Below are 18,062 nucleotides of genomic sequence, written 5' to 3'. Positions count from 1 at the left end.
ACAGGCGTCCTGACGATCAAAAGGGCCGTCCGCCCAGCACAGAAAGCTGCAAACAATACCACAACTTCATTTAATAACCATCGCTGCTAACGATCTCGCCGCCGCCGATGGTTCCGAGCGACCGCCAACTCTGAAAATGGATCGTGTTCTTGATGAATTGAACGCGGCCGTCGCCAAAGAGGGCATTCACTCCGCTCGGGTGATAGCTCCGCGAGGTGATGGCGGCATAGGTCGGGCCGCCATCATCCTCGTCGATGGATGTGAGGTCGAGGTCGAGATTTTGGGGGCCGAGAGCGCGCGTATTCGGCGGCAGAACGGTGGTGAACCCGCCGTGGTAGCTATCGCCTTTGACCCATCGCGTGTGGCCCTCGGCGATCATCTGACATTGGCCAAAGGTCGAAGAGGATGTGATGAGGGCAATCGACGCGGCCAGGTCGAGGGTGCTTGCCGGATTGTTCAAGGTCGGGAAAGTGCCGCCGCTACCATCCCCGAAACAGTGCCGTAATTGCGGCTGATAGGTCCGCACTTCGGAAGCGAATACGGTCTGGCTGGCGCCGTCCAGGATGTCGGCGAGCCGGCGGCTGAGGTTGGTGGCGAAGCCGCACCGGGGCGGCGGGCCGCTCATGCCGCCATAAACGTACCAATCGCCAACGCACCAGGCGTAGCTGTTCACGCCGTAGTAATAACCTCGAAACAGGATCGGCTCGCGTCTTGGCTCGCTTGGGCAGAGCAGGACGTTTAAGGACATGCTGCCGACAGTGGATTCGGCAACATCCAGATACTTGAAACTAAAATTGATACTGTTAAACAACGGTCCCTGCTCCATAAAGGGCAGGAGTCGGGCCGAAGTGCCCCAATCGAACGCGGTCGTCGGGACGGCGGTGCCGATGCCAGTCTGGATTGATTTCGGTGGGAATGCTCCGTTGACCGTTTCGTAATTCATCAGCCCGAGACCAAGTTGTTTCAGATTGTTGGTGCATTGCATCCGCCTGGCGGCTTCCCTGGCCGCCTGGACGGCTGGCAACAGCAGGGCAATGAGCACGGCGATGATGGCAATGACGACCAAAAGTTCGATCAGCGTGAAACCATGTCTTCGGGCAGGATTCATGGCGGCTCCGGGAGTGGGATCAAGGCAAAATGAACGGGAATTCGCCGTGAGCGTCCGCCGCTCGGTGCTGCGTGCATTTCTACGTGAACGACGGGCCGTCTTTGACGTGTCGGGCATATGCCCAACGTCCGGCGGACTCGCGGACCAGCCATTCCAGCCGGCGGGCTAACCCGGGATCGAGACCACCCGGCTCCCCGAAGGTGTTGCCACCGGCCTGAATGTTGGGCAATCCGCCATTTGCCGCTTGGAGACAAACGTCGAGGAGGTTGAGTCCGTGTGCGATCATGTTATCGAGGCTGAGTACGCATCGCTCAGTTAGCACCTGACACAACCTGAAATCATAGGCTTTACCCAAACCTTTTACAAGAGTCAGGGCGACCCTGAACTTGTGGCGTGGAGAGAATGTCTAAAGTGAGTGAGAGAACGATTTCTCCTATTTCTCGCGGAGCGGGACCGCGATGTCCAACTATGTGCCGTGGTATGGTAAGAAACGGTCACACTTGACCGAAAGAGAGAGCGACCTGCTTCGCAGCCTCGATCGGGGCGAGAACGCAGGAAAAGTCAATCAGGCTGCTGAGGAAGTCCGACTCGCGAAGATCCGAATGCTCAAAGCCGAACGTTCCCAAGTGGTTGTGAGTAACCAGTCGCACGCAATCGTGACGGCTCGGCTCGATAAGCTCGATCGTGAGATCCACGACGCCAATTCCATGCCGGTTGGTGCAATTGTCTCAAAATACAGGCGAAAGCTGTCTCAAGCTGACCGCACGAAGAACAAGCCAACGAACTCTCAATAATATTCCATGCTCCAAAAATAAAAAAATAAATATAACCTTAAAATTCAAATCATGATTGCCATTTTGTTTTATTAAGGCACCCTGAAGACTCCAAGTCAAGGACGACCACTTGCGGCAAGCGAAGTACGCATTGACCTGTGCAGTTGCCAGCCTCTACCTGGCGGCGTGCCTTCTTCCGGGTTGCTGGGGACGGGGCGGCTTCTTGGAGGGAGGAACGGAGCTTCCGGGCTGGTTTATCGTGCTTGGGCCATGTTATTGCTTCTTGAATTGGCCGTCAACGGCCGCAATGATCCTCTCAGTGAGACGGCTGTGGAAAAAGCAAACTCGTCTGGCGTTCCTCATGGCCTGCATCAATCTCTTGCCGGTGGCCTCCTTACTTGCGGTGGAAGAGCAAGGCAGGTTTGAATTACGGATCGGCTATTACCTTTGGTTGGCAGCCTTAGCGGTGTGGGCCCTGGGAGTGGGCTGTTTCGTCCTGCTGGACCGAAGGAAACCCGCATCCTCATCGAAACCAAATCCCATTATGGACGAACCATGAGCATTCCTGCAAAACGGAATTTTACCCTACGGTGGATGATCGCACTGGTGGCGGTATCGGCGGCCGTTTGCTGGTACGTCAACCCGAGCCGAACGCGCCATCTCGCCGAGCAATATGAAGTCAAAGCGTATCGATTTAGTTTGTACGAAAACCTGAACCGCGATGGTATCGCCCAAAGTCGAACCGCATCAGGGGCCACGACCTGTCGGAAGAGAGCCAAATATTTCGCAGCCATGCGTGCCAAGTACGAGCGAGCCTCCCACTATCCCTGGCTACCCATAGCCCCAGACCCGCCCGTGCCGGAGTGAGGGACAGCCGTATGATTCGGGATCCCCCCCACGGCTCGTTCAGACCACGGAGTCTCCACACAGCCCGGCAGAAGAAGGCCGGGATGAGCAGGATCGCCGACGGCCGTTTCTGTCGGCTTCGTTGCTTTCTCCTGGCAAGATCGCATGCCATGCAGTTCAACAGGATACTTTCGGAATTATCGCAAGGCGAGGTAGTAACGCGTTCTCCCATCAGGCCAATCCACAATCACTAACCAATTGTTCCCTCGGAAATTCAGAGTGTTTGGGCCATTTTCCAGAGTTACCGATCCGTCTGACCATACGACATAACAGGCTGCCGACCAAAACCCCATCGTGGGATATGGCCGAGTGACCAACCACCCCAAAACGATTGCGACGACGGCGATCGCACACATGAGTCGTCTCGTGGTGATCCTTAACCAGGGCCGTCGCATGGGCAACCCCCTTGCAGTACGTGAATACCCGCGAGCGAACTCTCAGACTCGCGGATGACTTCCAGGGGACATGTCAGGGTATGATAACAAAAATGCGACCGTTACGTAGATATCGACGGGAATACGGCAAGTACTACGTGATCGATTGGGAGGGGCTATCCATGAAAAACGCACCACACAAATGTTAAATAATTCCGATACAAGAATCTCCCAATCTCTACACACTAACGACATCACATCAGAACGACAAGCACGAACGTCAATCCCTCGATTCTCGTCCCAAGCCGCCCGAGACGGAATTTGTGACTCAGGCTGCCCCTCATACCTTGCGTTGGGCCATGATCGCCTGGAGAGACTCGACAGGCATGTTGAAGTCCGGAATGTCATCGTCCCGAACGATTCTCGTCGAACAGGCAAATCAGCAGTTGTGAATCCCTAAACTGAGGGTATCGAAGCCATGAAGCTTCCCCGCATGCGGCTCTCAATGCGGATGCTGATGATCTTGATCGCAACGCTTGCCGTGTCACTCGCAGCCTTGACAACCCTCAATCGGTCCATTGGCCGAGGGGCACAACTCTGGAAACGAGCACGAATCCTCGCAGCCATCGGAACCAGAGCGAGAGAACACGCGGCCAACTTCCGATCCTGTTCTCATTCAAGGTCCGCCTGGTGCGGGTGCTGCCACTCGACGTACTACGGTAAAGGACTCGACGAAGCCACCTTGACCAAAAAACGCGAGGAGGTTCACTCCAAGCTAGTCCGCCAGTTTGACTCCATCGCTGTGCGAGCTGACTCGATGTCGCGTCAGTGCCTTTATGCTGCCGACCGACCTTGGGTTGCCACGCCCGTCTTGCCCGGCGAGGCGAGCCTCAAGGCAGAGGCCTTTGACCTGTTCGAGCAATACCGTAACAATGCGGACGCCTATTGATCCAGGCCGGCGACGCACCTGCCTCCGCTGCCTAATCGCCCGGCTCCCATGCAAAACGAGGCTCCCCAAGAGCCAATCAACCGGCTTGCAATACGGTCGCGTCTCAGTGGCAGGGCAAGACCGGTTTCATCGACGCGAGGCCCTTGCACCTGTACGTTTCGGCTCCTTCGGGGGATCAGCCGCCTAAAACCGCCTGGCGAGGAGCCTGGGAATCAGCGGGAAGACCGCGTCATTCACCACGACGCCAAGCAGGCCGGCGAGTGCCACGACGATCAGGGCCAGGGTGGTCTGGTGCCGGAACGAGGGGGTCACGGACATCTTTCGGATGAGCGGAATATTGATCAGGATGCTCGTGATGCTCGACAGGACGACGCCATTCACCCCCGTCGCCACCGGCACTTCGTTCTTGCCGATCAGCGTGGCCGCCGACGCGATCGACGATGCGCTCGAGAGCAGGCCGCCGGCCGCGCTCACGAAATAGAAGCTCGCCGGGCCGAAGGTCCGCTGCGCCAGGGCACCGACGACGTTGAGGCCGAGGAAGACGAGGCCGAACGTGAGGGCCGCCGAAAGCTTGAACGGAGACTCCAGGGCCAACGGTTCCACCGGGCCCGAGTCCGGCGGATCGACCGATCGCCGCAGTAACGCAACGCTCGCCAGCAGCATCAACCCGAGCGACGCGATGCAATGCGCCGCAGCCCGAGGCGCCAGGATGGCCACGATCGCGCCATTGCGGAGGGCCATGGCCCCCGTCGCCAGCATGATCCCGCGATAGGCGACCGGGAGCAGGGCCGGCCCCCCCTCCTTCAGCCGGGTGATCATCTCGACAATCACCTTCCGGCTATTGACAAGCCCGCCGAAAAAGGCGGTGATCTCCATCCCTCGGGGACCGAGGATCCGCAGCAGGATGTAGTTGACGAACGCGATCGCCGCGATCAGGACGACGCTGGCCCAGTTCGATTGGGGCTCGACCAGACCCCAGGGATCGACCGGGTGGGCCGGCAAGACGGGGAGGATGACGAAGCTGAGGATCGCCAGGAGGATGGCCGCCCGCAGTTCCTTGACGGTGAGAATGTGAACGAACCCCGAGATCGGCTCCTTCCATGCCAACAGCGCCGCCGTCGTCACACCCCCGGCAACCGGCGTAAAGACATGCCCCTGGCCACAAAGAACGCTGCAAAAGGCCACGACCATCAGGGCCACCGAGGTCGTCATGGCCAGCTTGCCGCTCGTCGCCATCCGCCGCCAGTTCATGAGCACGACGAGGATTGCGACGAAGCCCATCGCGGTCATGGTCAGGAGTTCGCCCGAAAGCCCCGCCAAACATCCGAGCAAGGCGGTCAGCGAAAACGTCCGGACCCCCGCCTTCCCGCTGTGTTCGCGCTCCAGACCAACGAACACACCAATGGCGACGGCCAGGCCGAGCCGGCTCAGAACCAGAGTAAACGGCCAGGAAGTCGCCGTTTGCAGTGCCGACGCCACGCCGCTGTGATCACCCATTCACCCCTCCTCCGATGTCCCGCCTCTCCGGCTCATGGGAGGGGTTCGTTCTTTCTCTTCGACGGCGGCTGACTCGGCCGAAACCACAAGGGGTAAGGAATCGATCCGCCCCTGCAAGTCAGGGTTCCCTTCTCAAGAAGCCCACCCATCCTGCGGCCCGCGATCAACAACCTCTCCATCATCATCGTCTATTTTCGCGGAGACGCGCGATCATGCAAGGGGACGGGCAAAATTCAATGCAACCTCATGGCCCCGTCTGGCTTAGGCGATTCTATTGCCATTCGTATCGGCAACGGTGCTGGTCGCTGGGTCTCTGACCTGATCTTTGGAATAACACTAAATGCTATCTCCATAAATTCGATCATTTCTGAAAGACCCGACGACAATCTTGAACGGGTCATTTTTGGAATTACTCTGCTGCCAAGACGAACAGCCCGCGTCATCAAGGCCCCAGGAATCCAAGTGAGCAGCAACCTGACGTTCCAATTTACATTCGTTCACATACTTCCCTACGAATGAAAATTGGGATTCTCTACCGCCACCCCCTCGGCGATCGCAGCGGCGTTGAGATCGCCATCGGCGGAAAGTAGCACCAGGCCGGACGCGTTGTCCTGCACTTCAAGGGCAGCGGCCAGTTGCACGGCATCGTAGCCCCGCAAGGCATACCGCCTCGCCAGCGAGGTGGCATGGGCCACCAGCCCTGCGGAAATCTCGACGACGAGATATTGCCGGGCAAAATCGAATTGAAAATCAGCCAGGGCCGTCACCGCATCCGCCGGGGCAATGTGCCCGCCACGCTCCCGACGTGTCACTGCCGACACCATTTCCGCCTGCGTGATCCTGGCGAGGAAATGGGTATGCCCGGCGCCAGGATGCGTCAGAGCTTGCACCCAGCCGGTGCCGACCTCATCGACGTAGCGTTTGACAAGGGCACTGGTGTCCAGAAAATAGATCGGCACCGTTAACGACGCTCGCGAATGACGGTTTCCGATAACGGTTCGCCCTGGATCGGGACCGCCCTGCGATTTCGGTACGCCGTCAAATCCGTGATCGGCGGCTTGATCTCACTCAGCAAACCGGCGGCAAGCAACCGCTGTTGCAGCTCTTCATGCCCTGCCGGTGCTGGTGTCGTAGCCGCGAGCCGGCTATCCAACTCGCGGCGGAGCAGTTGGATCTGCTCAGGCGACAGCACATTGATGCTGTCCAGCAAATGATTGAATTCGCTCTGGGTCATGCCATCGCTCCGAAACGGCTTACCTTGAGACAGTTTACGGCATTATAGGCAGCAAGTCGAGTGGCTCTGCCCCAAAGCGGCCTGGGATTGGCTTCGGCGGCTTTTGACCGTTTGAGTTGCCGGGGAGACCGCCTTCCCTTCCATCCCGTCGACCTTGCTCGGGCACGGATTGTCGGCTGGGACAACGGGAAATAATCCCCTATAATTGACCGCGTCATCACTCTCAAACCAAATCGAAGCCTTGCCGCTGAGACAAGGTGACGGACCATCCTCAAACGCCCAAACGACAGGGAATGCCGAACATGGACCATCCGGGAGGATCCGCTGAACATACAGAGTCTTCGCATCAGGCCAGTGGTCGAAAAAAGAAAGAATATCTAAAACATCGCCAGGATTTTGCGGTGTCGCTCGCTGCGATCCACAACCTCGTGGGCGAAGATAAATTCCGGAGCATGTGCACGCTCAGTGGGATCGCACTCGGGCCGGGTGGCTCCGGGGGAACCGAACTGGGGGCGGTCGCAGCCAACCTTGCGACACCGGACAACCGCCTCAACATCAAAGAGGCGTCCAAAGTGGCCGCGAACGAACTGCGCGATCGCTTCAGCCATCCCCGATCCCTTGACCAGGGCACGTTCGACAGAATGGACCGGAGCCACGCCGAGCTGGAACGGCTGGAACGCGAAGGAGTGACGGCCTAATTCAAGCAAGAGGCTCTCACTTCGAGTTGGAGGCCAGATTGTCCTGCTGGGCAGGCTGGCTCCCGAGGCGAGCCCTCTGAAAACAAGAAAAACTCAAGTAAAGATTCTTTGCAGCCCCGGAAGGATGACCGTCAAGCAAGAGCCTGAGGCTGGCTCTGACGGTCGCCCTTCCGGGGCTGCAATACGTAGCGAGGTCCTGACTTGGTGGGAACGACGCCCCGTTGGGGATGAACCGAAGTCCGCTCCCAAGGTTCCGCCTGCCTGCTCTGGGCAATCGCCACGAAAAACGGCTTTAAGAATCCGGTAACGACCGACCGGTCGTTCCGGTGAGTTGGAGTTGGCCCGCAAAGATGGCGGCCGTTAGCGCGGCGATGATCAGGAAGGATTCGACCCAATCCCCGAGAGGGTTGCCCTTCAGCGAGCTCGCCGAGGCAATCATCCCGATCGAACCAAGGAGGGACAGGCCGAGGAGCAGCCAATTCGCTCGGTACATGCCACTTACCCTCACGCTTAATCAGAAGAGTTCGCTCACGTGCTATACATAACGAATTCGGGATTCCTTGCAAGCCAAACTTAGAGATCGGCCGAGATCAACCTCCCCCTGGCCCTGGTCGTCAAGCTCCCTGCCATTGACGAGCGGCCCCCTCGCCCAAGAATCAAGCAAGCAAAGCCCCCGGATACGGGACGGTTGCCACGTGAAACAGAGACCAACGACCCGATCGTGTATATTAGAGCGGATTCCTTTGCGAGTCGCGCACGGAAATCATGGAGCAGAAGTAGGTCCTCTTAAGCTCGGCTACCCACTGGACTCGAAGACCCGGAAGCCTTCTTGGGTGGCCCGGACAACTTGTTGTCCGTGGTCGCGCAGCGACAAGAGGCGTTGCGCGGGCTGAGGCCGTCGGCTCGACGACGGGGCTTTTCGAGAACCTCTTGTGGCTGCGCCACCACGGGCAACAAGTTGTCCGGGCCACCCACTGACGATCCTCTTGCTTGTGTGCCATACGAACGAAAACCGCTGTCAGTGATACGAGCCGAGCAAACCGTGTCGACGATTCTTCACGACGACGTTGGGCCCCGGGGTGATGGTGTCGGGAAATCCCCGAAGGAACGATGACGGTCCCCTCTTTTATGGTGGAGCACGGGCCCGCGCGATTTTGGAGTTTTCGTATCGATGATTCGTGTCTGGTACTCCAATCACCTCGAACGGTTGGCCGAACGGCTGTCCGGGAACCTTGATACTGCGGAGCGCAACCCGGCGGCCGGCCTGTTCGAACGGCCGCCGATCGTCGTCCCGAACCCGCAAATCGCGACCTACCTGAAATACGAGGTGGCGCGCAGGGCCGGGATCGCCGCCGGGCTGTCGTTCCAGGTGACCGAGCAATTCCTGGCGACCCTCCTGCCCCCCGCGAATCCCCCCATGCGGCTGCTCGATCGGGCCTCCTTGCGGGCGCTCTTTCTCGAGATCCTTGGCGCGGGGACCGAAGCCGGTCGGCCGCTCCCCGGCCCCGTGCGGACCTACCTCGACGCGGCCGGCGACGATGCCGCAGCGCGTGACCTCCGTCAGTTTCAGCTCGCGACCCGGCTGGCTCAGCTCGCCCGGCAGTATGGAGACGCCCGCCCCGATCTCCTCCGCACCTGGGCCCAAGGCGCCACCGACCTGGGCGAAGGACCGCTCGCCGAAACCGAAGGGTGGCAGCGCGACCTCTGGACCCGGCTCGTCGGCGACGGGGGGACTCTCAGCCAGGCCCGCGCCAAAGGGGGCGACCACTTGATCCTCCCTCCGGAACTGTTCGGGCAACTCAAGTCGCTCGACGGCTACCGACCGCCCCCCTTGGTCCATATTTTCGGATTCTCTTACATCTGGACCGGCTTGCGCGAGATGCTCGAACACCTCGGGCAATCCTCCGAGGTCCACGTCTACGTCCCCACCTCCTGCCGTGCCTTCACCGAACGCTCAGCGAAGGCCAGCGCAGAGGGGCACGACCTGGTTCGCGCCTGGGGGCGTCCCGGGGCGGAGTTCTCCAAGATGCTCGCCGGCCTCCCCGGAATGAGTGTCCGCACCGAGTTCGTCGAGTCCGCACCGGAAACGGCGCTGGGGCAGCTCCAAAAGGCGATCCTCCAAGGATCGAACGCCGCAGCCAGTCCCCTCGCACCCGACGCCAGCCTCACCGTACTCGCCTGCCCGGGCATCCGTCGCGAGGCGGAGGTGATCGCCGGTGAAATCTGGCGCCTGGTCCGCGAGGACGACTTCCGGCAAGGGACCTCGCCCGACCGACTCCGGTTCCGCGACATCGCGGTCCTGATTGCCGACTCCCGGAACCGCCAGAGCTACCAGGCCCACCTGCGCGCTGCGTTTGAGGAGCTCTACGAAATCCCAGCGACGATGATCGACCTGCCGCTGGCCGGGGAGTGCCGCATGGTCGAGGCGGTCCTCCGGCTCCTCGATCTGCCGTTCGGCGAGTTCACCCGCCCCCAGCTTCTGCCGTTGCTCACCCACCCGGCCGTGCAGGCGAAGTTCCCCGGGGCGGACGCCGACCGCTGGCGCACCTGGTGCCAGCAGCTCGAGATCGTGCACGGGGCCGACCGGCTCGACCATGAAGAGACGTACATCGACCGCGACCTCTTCCACTGGGACCAAGGTCTGCGCCGGCTCGTGCTGGGCGGGTTCATGACGGGGCCTCGGTGCGGCGACGATCGCGGCTTCCGCCTCGGCGATTCCGAATGGCTCCCCCACGATGAGCCGGTCGAAACCCAGGCCGACGCAGCGCGGCTGCTCCTGCTCGTGCGCTCGCTGGTCGCCGATGCCCGGTTCGCCCGGACGGCCCGGCTGACCTTCACCGAGTGGTCAGCCTTTTTCGCCAAGTTGTTCTCCGCCTACCTCGCGGGCGACTCCGAAGTCGAACAGCGCGCCCTGGCGTCCTGCCTCCGCGAGGCGACCGGGCTGAAGCGGCTCGACCTGAACGGCGCGGTCGTCGGCTATCGGGTCGCCTGCGAATGCCTTCGCGAAGCGGTGGAGGGCCTGACCGACGCGCGCGGACACTATCTGGCCGACGGCGTGGCGATCGCCCCTTTGCTGGAAATGCGGGCGCTGCCGTTTCGGGTGGCGTTCGTCTGCGGCCTGGGCGAAGGGTGCTTCCCAGCGGCCGACGGTCCCGACCCCCTCGACCTGCTCGCTCACGCCCAGCGCCAGACCGGCGATATCAGCCCTCGCGAGCGTGACCGCTACCTCTTCCTCGAGACCGTCACCTCGACCCACGACCGGCTCTATCTCTCGTACGTCGCCCGGGACGCCCAGACCGGCGAATCCCTCGAACCCTCCTCCGTGATCCACGAGCTGCTCCACCACCTCGGACGCGACGAGCGAGTCGAAACCGAGGCCGCCGCCTGGATTCGCAAAGAGCCGCTCCGGCGCTTCGAGAACCTCGACCTGTTCACGGCCCCTGTCCCGTCCACCGCCGCCCAACGGGAAGCGCAAGCGCGCAGGCTCCGGCCGTCGTTCCGGGCACACAGCGGCCCCGCCGCGACGATGACTCCCGAGGCGATCTGGCGGCTCGAAGGTCCCTATCGCGACTGGCTCGGCCTCTGCCCCCCCTATCAACCGAAGACATCCAAGCCTCAGGACCGGCTGATCCAGGTCTCGCTCCGCGAAATTCGCCAGTTCCTCGAATGCCCGCTTCAGAGTTGGGCGCGGCTCAGGCTCAGGATCCGTGAGAACGAAGGCGACGGCGCGGCCGACCGTGCGGACGAGCCGTTCGCCACCACGACACGCGACCAGACGACCCTGCTCCGCAGCGTCTTTCAGGATGGCCTTCAACACCCGTCGGGAAAACTCTCGCCGGCCTTGCTGGAGGCCATGTACCTCCCCCGGGCCGAGGTCCTGGCGCGGTCCGGCCTGATGCCTGTCGGCCTCTTCCGCGAGTCCGACCGCCAGCGCCATCTCGCCTGCCTCGGCGCCTGGCACAGTGGCGCGACCCACCGCGGTCTCCTCAACCAGGGCCCATTCCGAATTCAGCAGTTCGGCCGGGCCTCGGAGAACGAGCGGGTCGACGCGCTCCGCGACCCGATCTCGCTCGACGTCCCCCTGCCCGGTCCCGACGGCTCAACTCAGCCTGTCCGCGTCGAGATCCACGGTCGAACCGAACTGGTCTCGGCGAACCTGCCCGGCTCACTGACGTGCGTAACCCGCGACAAGACCAGGCCGAAGGACTTCTTCGCCGGCTTCCTCGATGCCGTCGTCTTCAACCTCACCCCCGGACAAGACCTCAGAGGCGGCTATCAGGCCCACGTCCTGACCCATTCGAGCAAAGGGGACCCCGATCAGGAACGCCACTTCCAAGGGATCGATTCGACCAAGGCACGCACGTTCCTGACCGACCTGCTCTCCGAAATGCTCGGCGCCCCGCACGCCTACCTGCTCCCCTGCGAGGCCGTGTTCGACTTCGTCGTCAAACGGAAACGGATCTCGGAGAGCATTGAAGAAATCAAGGAGGATCACCGCAAGCCCTGTAGCTCGCGCTATGGCCCCGTGCCCAACTTCGCCCGCTTCAACCCGCCCGACGACGACCTGGCCGAAGCAATCATCGCCCGCCGCTTCGGTCTCTTCCAGGAATGCGGCGGGGTGATCTCATGAGCGTCCATTACCCGAGACCGGCGATCCTCGATCGGATCCCGCACGACCGACACGCCGTGATCGAAGCGTCGGCCGGCACCGGCAAGACATACACGATCGAACACCTGGTTATTGAATTACTGCTGAGAGAAAACGTTTCGATCGACCAGTTGCTCGTCCTGACCTTCACGGAGCGGGCCGCCGCCGAGCTTCGGCAACGGATCCGCGCGATCATTGGCAAGATCCTCGCCGCCTCGTGCGAAGGGGGACTCACGTGCCGCTGCGATCGCTCGGGCACGTTCTGGCGGGTCGACGACGCCCGGCGAGCGCGGCTCAAGAAGGCTCTCTCCGCCCTCGACGGCGCATCGATCGGCACGATCCACGGCTTCTTCGGCCGGGTGCTCAACGAACATGCCTTCGCCGGGGGCCGTCTGTTCGACGGAACTCTCGAGGACGGTCGGACCCGGTTCGGCCGCGCCTTCAAAACGGCCCTGCGCCGGGTCCTCGCCCGAGGCCCCAGCGACGCCGCCGACTTGCTCGCACTCTGGATCGACGGTGGCAACGAAGGCATCGACGGCCTGGAAACGCTGCTCTACAAATGCCATTCCTCACGCCGGGAGGTCCGACCTTCGTTCGACCTCATCGCGCTCCGGCACGAGCTCGAAACAAACCCGCTGTTTGATCTTGATATCAGTAAAGAGCTACCCCAGCTCGAGAAATTCTTAAAAGCGTTGAAGGTTCACGGCAGCACGACCAAGGCGATTTGCGGCAACCACCTCCCCTCCGTCGCGGCCAAGACGCGAGAGGTTGGCCGCTCCCTGAGCCTCCTGGGGGATAAGGATCTCACCAAGTCGCTCCGTTACCTCATCGAGAAGCTGGGCGGGCTCTCACTCGACGGACCCGCCGCCACGATCGTCGACGCGATCGTCCAGCTCAACGCCCGGCTCGCTCCGCTCAAGGCCGCGGTGATTCAGGCTTGCCTGATCCCGGTCGTCGACGAGCTCGAACGGATGACGGCCACCACCGGGTCGTTCGACTTCGACGCGATTCTCGCCGGGGCCGCCGACGCGGTGAACGGACCGGCCGGCGCGTCCCTGGTGAACGCGCTCCGGGACCGCTTCCGATACGCCTTGATCGACGAGTCGCAGGACACCGATGAACTGCAATGGACCTTCTTCAAGCGGGTCTTCGTCGAGAGCGATCGCCCGAACTACGTCTACCTGATCGGCGACCCGAAGCAGTCGATCTATGGGTTCCGCGGCGCCGACGTGCAGGCGTTCCTCGCGGCCAGGGCGCGGATCGTCGAAGGGCAGGAACCGGCCACGCTCGGCGAAAATCACCGGTCGACCCCCGACCTGATCGCGGCGTACAACTTGCTCCTCGACCCGTTGGCGAGCCCCCCCTTCCTCGATGGCGAGATCACCTATCAAGCGCCCGTGAAGCCGGGCCGAACACTCGTCGCGATCGAGCCGGACGGCTCGATCGCGAGCCCGGTCCACGTCTTCGAGATCGAACCGAGGAGTGACGCGCTCTCCAAGAACGAGCTCTTTCGGGGCCTGGCGCGACAGATCGCGCGCGAGGCCAGCCGCGTCTGCTCGGAGCAGCACGGCCTCCGGTTCGGCGAGCCCGGCCAGGAGCGGCCGGTCCGGGCGGGGGACATCTTCATCCTGATGGCCTCGAACTCCGACGGGCCGCGGATGGCCGAGGCGCTTCGCGAGGCCGGCGTCCCCTTCGCCTTCTACAAGCAAGAGGGCCTGTTCCAGACCGCCGAGGCCGCGGCCGTCCGCGACCTGCTCGCGGCGATCGACGACCCCGCCGACCTCTCGCGACGCAGCCTCGCATGGATCACCCCCTTCTTCTCGGTTCCGCTCGACGCCCTGCCCGACCTCTTCGAGCTGCCCGACTCCCACCCCCTGCTCCGCCGGCTCATCGACTGGAAAGACCTGGCCGACGCCCGACGGTTCGAGACCCTGTTCGCCCGCATCCTCGACCAGACCGGAATCGTCCGCCGCGAGCTCCTGTTCAAGGACGACGAACGGGCCTTGACCAACTATCTCCATCTGTTCGAAATGCTGCTGGAAGAGGCTCATTCCACCGGCGGCGGCCTCGCCGAACTGGTCGCCACCCTCGACGCCTACCTCCTGGGCACCCGCGAGCCGGCCTCCCAGGACGGGAACGTCCAGCGCCTGGAAAGCGACCGCGACGCCGTACAGATCATGACCATCCACAAGAGCAAAGGTCTGGAAGCGGCCGTTGTCTTCCTCTATGGCGGCTTCACGGCCCGCCCTCTGGACGGACTCTACGAATACCACGACCGCGACGGCCAGCGCGTGCTCGACGTCGATGCCGACACCGAAGCCAAGGCCACGGCGGCTCGCGAAACCGACGAGGAGCGGCAACGGCTCTACTACGTCGCCCTGACTCGTGCCAAGGCGCGGCTCTACCTCCCGTTTGTCACAGGCGAGCATATGAGCGACTCCTGGAAAGGTGGCTACCGCCGCCTCAACGACCGGCTCGCGGCCGTGCTCGACTTGCCCGAGGCCTCACGCCTGTTCCACCGCGTCCGCTTCCGCGACGAGCCCCCCCAAACGGCCGGCGAAGGGCCAGGCCGCAACCCTTCCTCCTGGCACCCCCGCCGCCCGGATCTCGAAAAACACGATAATTCGAGCGAGTTCGCCGGGCTCCGCGAGCGCCACAAAGCCTACGAGGTGACCTCCTACTCCCGGATGAAACGGGACTGGGCCGACGACCCCGCGCCGATCGAAGCCGACGAGTTGCAACGCGAAGTCAGCCGTTCAGGCGACGCTGGAGCGCTCGCCGAGGGGGACCTGCCGGGGGGGGCCGTCGTGGGGACGTTCCTCCACGAGATCATCGAGTCCGTCTCCTTCGACGAGACGGCGGCGGCAGGGTCGCTCGACGCTTGGCGGGCGCTCGCAACCGTCGCCTCGACCATCGACCTCGCGATGGCGCGGCACGCCATTCAGCCGGCCTACCGGGCAAATGCCGAGGCGATGGTCTTCCGCGCCCTCACGGTCGACGTCCCGACCGGGGGTGGGCCGACGATCCCCGGATTTTGCCGCTGCCCTCGGTCGATCCGCGAGATGGAGTTCCTCTTCCCGTTCCCGGAAGAGGCCCACCCCAGGCTCTCCGACCCTTCGCCCGGCAAACTCGTCGTCGAACGTGGCTTCATCAAGGGGTATGTTGACCTGGTTGTGGAGCACGCCGGTTTGGTCTACGTCGTGGACTGGAAGAGCGACGTCCTGCCGTCGTACGACGCCGAGGCCATTACGGCCCACGTTGCCCGGAACTATGAACTGCAAGCGAAGCTCTACGCGATGGCGCTGGTCAAGGCGCTCCGGATCCGTAACGAAGTCGAATATGAGCGGCGGTTCGGTGGAATGATTTACGTCTTTCTCCGTGCATCGCGGGATGCTGAGTGTCTGTCTCGGAAAGTCAGCCTTCACCCGGAAATGAAGGACGTTGGGGTGCCACGGGTTCCGTACTCGGACCCCGTGCGCCCCAGGCCAAGGCATTCCCACATGGGTTCCGAGTACGGAACCGCATGGCACCCGGAAGATCCGCAAAAACTCCAGTGCGATTCGCCTTCCGGGACAGACTCTGAACCTGCGGGCCAGGGACTCTACTTCTCTCGGCCGGCCTGGAGCGAAGTGCTCCTGGATGAGGCCGATCTGATCCGTTTCGGTGAACGATCCTCGGGAGGGCTTCGATGAGACCGCTGACCGAGCTCTCTCCATCGGGAACGGCCCGCGCCGTTGTCGCCACGGGACTGCCCCCGAGTGAAGACGACGAGGCTGCGCTCCTGGCCTGGCTCCGGCCCGTCCGCGAGCGGATCGCTGCGTCCTTCAACCTCGAAGAAGAGGTGGCGTTCCTCGCCTGGGAGCTGGGCCGGCTCCCCCCCGGCCTGAATCGGGAGGAGCGTGCCGCCCTGATTCTCCTGGCCCTGACCGCGCTGATTGCCCTGCGTCAGGGGAGCACACGACTCCCCTTTCGCGATCGGGCCATCCGGCTCGAGATCGCCCGCCAGCTCCTTCAGGAAGAGGGGTCGATCCCCGGCCTGGACGCCGCGCGGGCGGTGAAGCTGGCTGAGAGTCTGATCGAGGAAGGCCGCGTGGCCGCGATCGTCGGCGGCCCGGAGGACTTCAAGCCGCTGATCGTCGACGGCCCTTACCTTTATCTCCAGAAGATGCGGGCGCTTGAGGAGCGGTTCGCCGACGCCCTCCGGCGGCGGATCGCCGGGGACGGCGACGACTCCGGCTGGCCCGAAGCCGAGGTCGCGGCGGCGGTGCTCGACGTGGAAGGACGGCCCGCCGTCCGCAACGGCGTCCCCCTCCCCCTCTCCGACGACCAGCTCGCCGCCGTCAGAACCGCGGCAAGCCATCGCTTGGCAGTGATCTCCGGCGGCCCCGGGACCGGCAAGACGACGATCGTCGTTTCGATTCTCCGGGTACTCCGCCGCCTGGGCATCCCCCCCGAAGCGATGCTCCTGGCCGCCCCCACCGGCAAGGCCGCGCAACGGCTCGGCCAGTCGATCCAGGCGGGCCTTCAGGCCGTGGCCCAGCCCTCTCCCGAAGACAACGACCTCGAGACGATCCCGGAACCACGGACGCTCCACCGCCTGCTCGGCTACTCCCCCTCGACCGGTCGATTCCTCCACCACGAGAACAATCGGCTCGCCGGGCGGGTCGTCGTCGTGGACGAGGGGTCGATGATCGACCTGGTCTTGATGGAGCGGCTGGCGCGTTCGCTCCGCGACGATGCTCGACTGGTGCTGCTCGGCGACGACCATCAGTTGCCTTCCGTGGAGGCGGGCGCGGTGCTCCGCGACCTGCTGGCGGAAGATGACGACGGCCCTTCGCCGCTCGGGCCTCGAGCGGTCCGGCTCACGCAGAGCCACCGGATGCGTCCCGACGACCCGGACGGCCGCAACATCCTGACCGTCTCCCAGGCGATCGACCGTGGTGAGACCCCACGGTTCGCCCCGAGCCGCGACCGGGACGACACGATCGTGGAGCGACCTTCCCTGGCCGAGGTCACCTTCCAGGGGGTCGAATTTCTCGAGGCCTCCGAAGGCTCGGGCGTGATCGAGGCGCTGCTTCACCGCTGGACGGTCGAAGTCATCCGCGCCCTGCCCGACTTCGACGACCTGATCGCCCGCCGCTACCTGATCGGGCGAACCGGGTTCAGCGAGCAGGACCAGGGGCGGCTCACCCGCCTGTTCGACCACTTCGATCGGTCACGGGTGCTCTGCCTCACCCGGGTCCTGCCATCGGGGGCCGATCGGATCAACGACCGGCTCCATGACCAGGCCTTTGCTGCCACCCCGGCCGGTTCGTTCCGCGCCGACGACCTGCTACCGGGCGAACCGGTGATGATGCAAGTCAATGATTACAGCCGCATGCTTTTCAATGGCGACCAGGGGCTGATCCTGAGCGTCTCCGAAGGGGGCCGCCCTGCGCCAATGGTGGTCTTCCGCCGCGCCGACGAATTTGTCACGCATCGGATCGGGTCACTCCGGTCGGTTTTGCGGCGGTCCTACGCCATGACCGTCCACAAGTCGCAAGGCTCGGAGTTCGACCGCGTGGCCCTGATCCTTCCCGACGCCGACATCCCGCTCAACACCCGCGAGATCCTTTATACCGCCCTGACCCGAAGCCGGGGCGCGGTGACCCTGGTTGGCTCACGCGACACGTTCGCGCAAGGAGTCGCCCGGTCGGCTCGTCGTTATTCCGGAGTCGCCGAGCGGGTGCGCGCGGCTCCCCGTCCCCCTCAAACCGATCTCGAGTCGGTAAATTGGAAATAGGGGGCGAGGGAGTGGCCCCCAGGCCAAGCCCTTTTTTTTCCTGCACAGGTTCCGCCTGTGAATTTGACGTGATTTCGGAGAGAGCAAGAGAGT

At 63.0% G+C, this 18,062-nt stretch carries 13 protein-coding genes; 7 read left to right on the top strand and 6 right to left on the bottom strand.

What is annotated here, in order from left to right; genetic code table 11:
* Positions 1–70: 70 nt before the first annotated feature.
* Both SINAC_RS22190 and SINAC_RS22185 read right to left on the bottom strand, forming a co-directional pair.
* Complete coding sequence (locus SINAC_RS22190) at positions 71–1,108, bottom strand: DUF1559 domain-containing protein (protein WP_015247831.1); 1,038 nt, start codon at positions 1,106–1,108, stop codon at positions 71–73.
* Positions 1,109–1,187: 79 nt separating this feature from the next.
* Complete coding sequence (locus SINAC_RS22185; protein ID WP_015247830.1) at positions 1,188–1,430, bottom strand: hypothetical protein; 243 nt, start codon at positions 1,428–1,430, stop codon at positions 1,188–1,190.
* A 136-nt stretch (positions 1,431–1,566) separates the two neighbouring features.
* On the opposite strand from SINAC_RS22185, the gene SINAC_RS22180 reads away from it, so the two are divergent.
* The 3 genes from SINAC_RS22180 (at position 1,567) to SINAC_RS22175 (ending at position 4,110) form a co-directional block, all read left to right on the top strand.
* A complete protein-coding gene (locus SINAC_RS22180) occupies positions 1,567–1,902 on the top strand; it encodes a hypothetical protein (RefSeq protein WP_015247829.1) in 336 nt (111 codons plus the stop codon).
* Positions 1,903–2,436: 534 nt separating this feature from the next.
* Positions 2,437–2,748: a hypothetical protein gene (locus SINAC_RS40120; protein ID WP_015247827.1), complete on the top strand. Its 312-nt coding sequence runs from the start codon at positions 2,437–2,439 to the stop codon at positions 2,746–2,748.
* 891 nt (positions 2,749–3,639) lie between these two features.
* Positions 3,640–4,110: a hypothetical protein gene (locus SINAC_RS22175; protein ID WP_015247825.1), complete on the top strand. Its 471-nt coding sequence runs from the start codon at positions 3,640–3,642 to the stop codon at positions 4,108–4,110.
* A gap of 183 nt (positions 4,111–4,293) precedes the next feature.
* On the opposite strand, the gene SINAC_RS22170 is transcribed toward SINAC_RS22175, so the two are convergent.
* From SINAC_RS22170 to SINAC_RS22160, 3 genes are all read right to left on the bottom strand, one after another.
* Positions 4,294–5,607: an MgtC/SapB family protein gene (locus SINAC_RS22170; protein ID WP_015247824.1), complete on the bottom strand. Its 1,314-nt coding sequence runs from the start codon at positions 5,605–5,607 to the stop codon at positions 4,294–4,296.
* A gap of 509 nt (positions 5,608–6,116) precedes the next feature.
* The gene (locus SINAC_RS22165; protein WP_015247823.1) at positions 6,117–6,566 is read right to left on the bottom strand and encodes a type II toxin-antitoxin system VapC family toxin; all 450 of its coding nucleotides are present in this window, start codon (positions 6,564–6,566) and stop codon (positions 6,117–6,119) included.
* A 2-nt stretch (positions 6,567–6,568) separates the two neighbouring features.
* On the bottom strand, positions 6,569–6,841 hold the full coding sequence (locus SINAC_RS22160) for a hypothetical protein (protein WP_015247822.1): 273 nt from the start codon (positions 6,839–6,841) through the stop codon (positions 6,569–6,571).
* A 302-nt stretch (positions 6,842–7,143) separates the two neighbouring features.
* On the opposite strand from SINAC_RS22160, the gene SINAC_RS22155 reads away from it, so the two are divergent.
* Positions 7,144–7,539 carry a hypothetical protein gene (locus SINAC_RS22155; RefSeq protein ID WP_237722844.1) on the top strand — a complete coding sequence of 132 codons (396 nt, stop codon included), beginning with the start codon at positions 7,144–7,146 and terminating at the stop codon, positions 7,537–7,539.
* Positions 7,540–7,831: 292 nt separating this feature from the next.
* On the opposite strand, the gene SINAC_RS22150 is transcribed toward SINAC_RS22155, so the two are convergent.
* Positions 7,832–8,032 carry a hypothetical protein gene (locus SINAC_RS22150; RefSeq protein ID WP_015247820.1) on the bottom strand — a complete coding sequence of 67 codons (201 nt, stop codon included), beginning with the start codon at positions 8,030–8,032 and terminating at the stop codon, positions 7,832–7,834.
* A 678-nt stretch (positions 8,033–8,710) separates the two neighbouring features.
* Between SINAC_RS22150 and SINAC_RS22145 the strand changes: the two genes are divergently transcribed.
* From SINAC_RS22145 to recD, 3 genes are read left to right on the top strand one after another with little or no spacing between them, the layout of a single operon-like run.
* Positions 8,711–12,169 (top strand): exodeoxyribonuclease V subunit gamma, encoded by a 3,459-nt coding sequence (locus SINAC_RS22145; protein ID WP_015247819.1) that lies wholly within the window; start codon positions 8,711–8,713, stop codon positions 12,167–12,169.
* Complete coding sequence (locus SINAC_RS22140) at positions 12,166–15,879, top strand: UvrD-helicase domain-containing protein (protein WP_015247818.1); 3,714 nt, start codon at positions 12,166–12,168, stop codon at positions 15,877–15,879. The genes SINAC_RS22145 and SINAC_RS22140 overlap by 4 nt, the downstream gene beginning before the upstream one ends.
* The gene (gene recD, locus SINAC_RS22135) at positions 15,876–17,969 is read left to right on the top strand and encodes an exodeoxyribonuclease V subunit alpha (RefSeq protein ID WP_015247817.1); all 2,094 of its coding nucleotides are present in this window, start codon (positions 15,876–15,878) and stop codon (positions 17,967–17,969) included. The genes SINAC_RS22140 and recD overlap by 4 nt, the downstream gene beginning before the upstream one ends.
* The last annotated feature ends 93 nt before the right edge of the window (positions 17,970–18,062 follow it).

It is taken from the genome of Singulisphaera acidiphila DSM 18658 (genome assembly GCF_000242455.2).
GTDB classification, from domain to species: Bacteria; Planctomycetota; Planctomycetia; order Isosphaerales; family Isosphaeraceae; genus Singulisphaera; species Singulisphaera acidiphila.
Note: the sequence above shows the minus strand (reverse complement) of the source record. Positions and strands in the feature narration are given on the sequence as shown.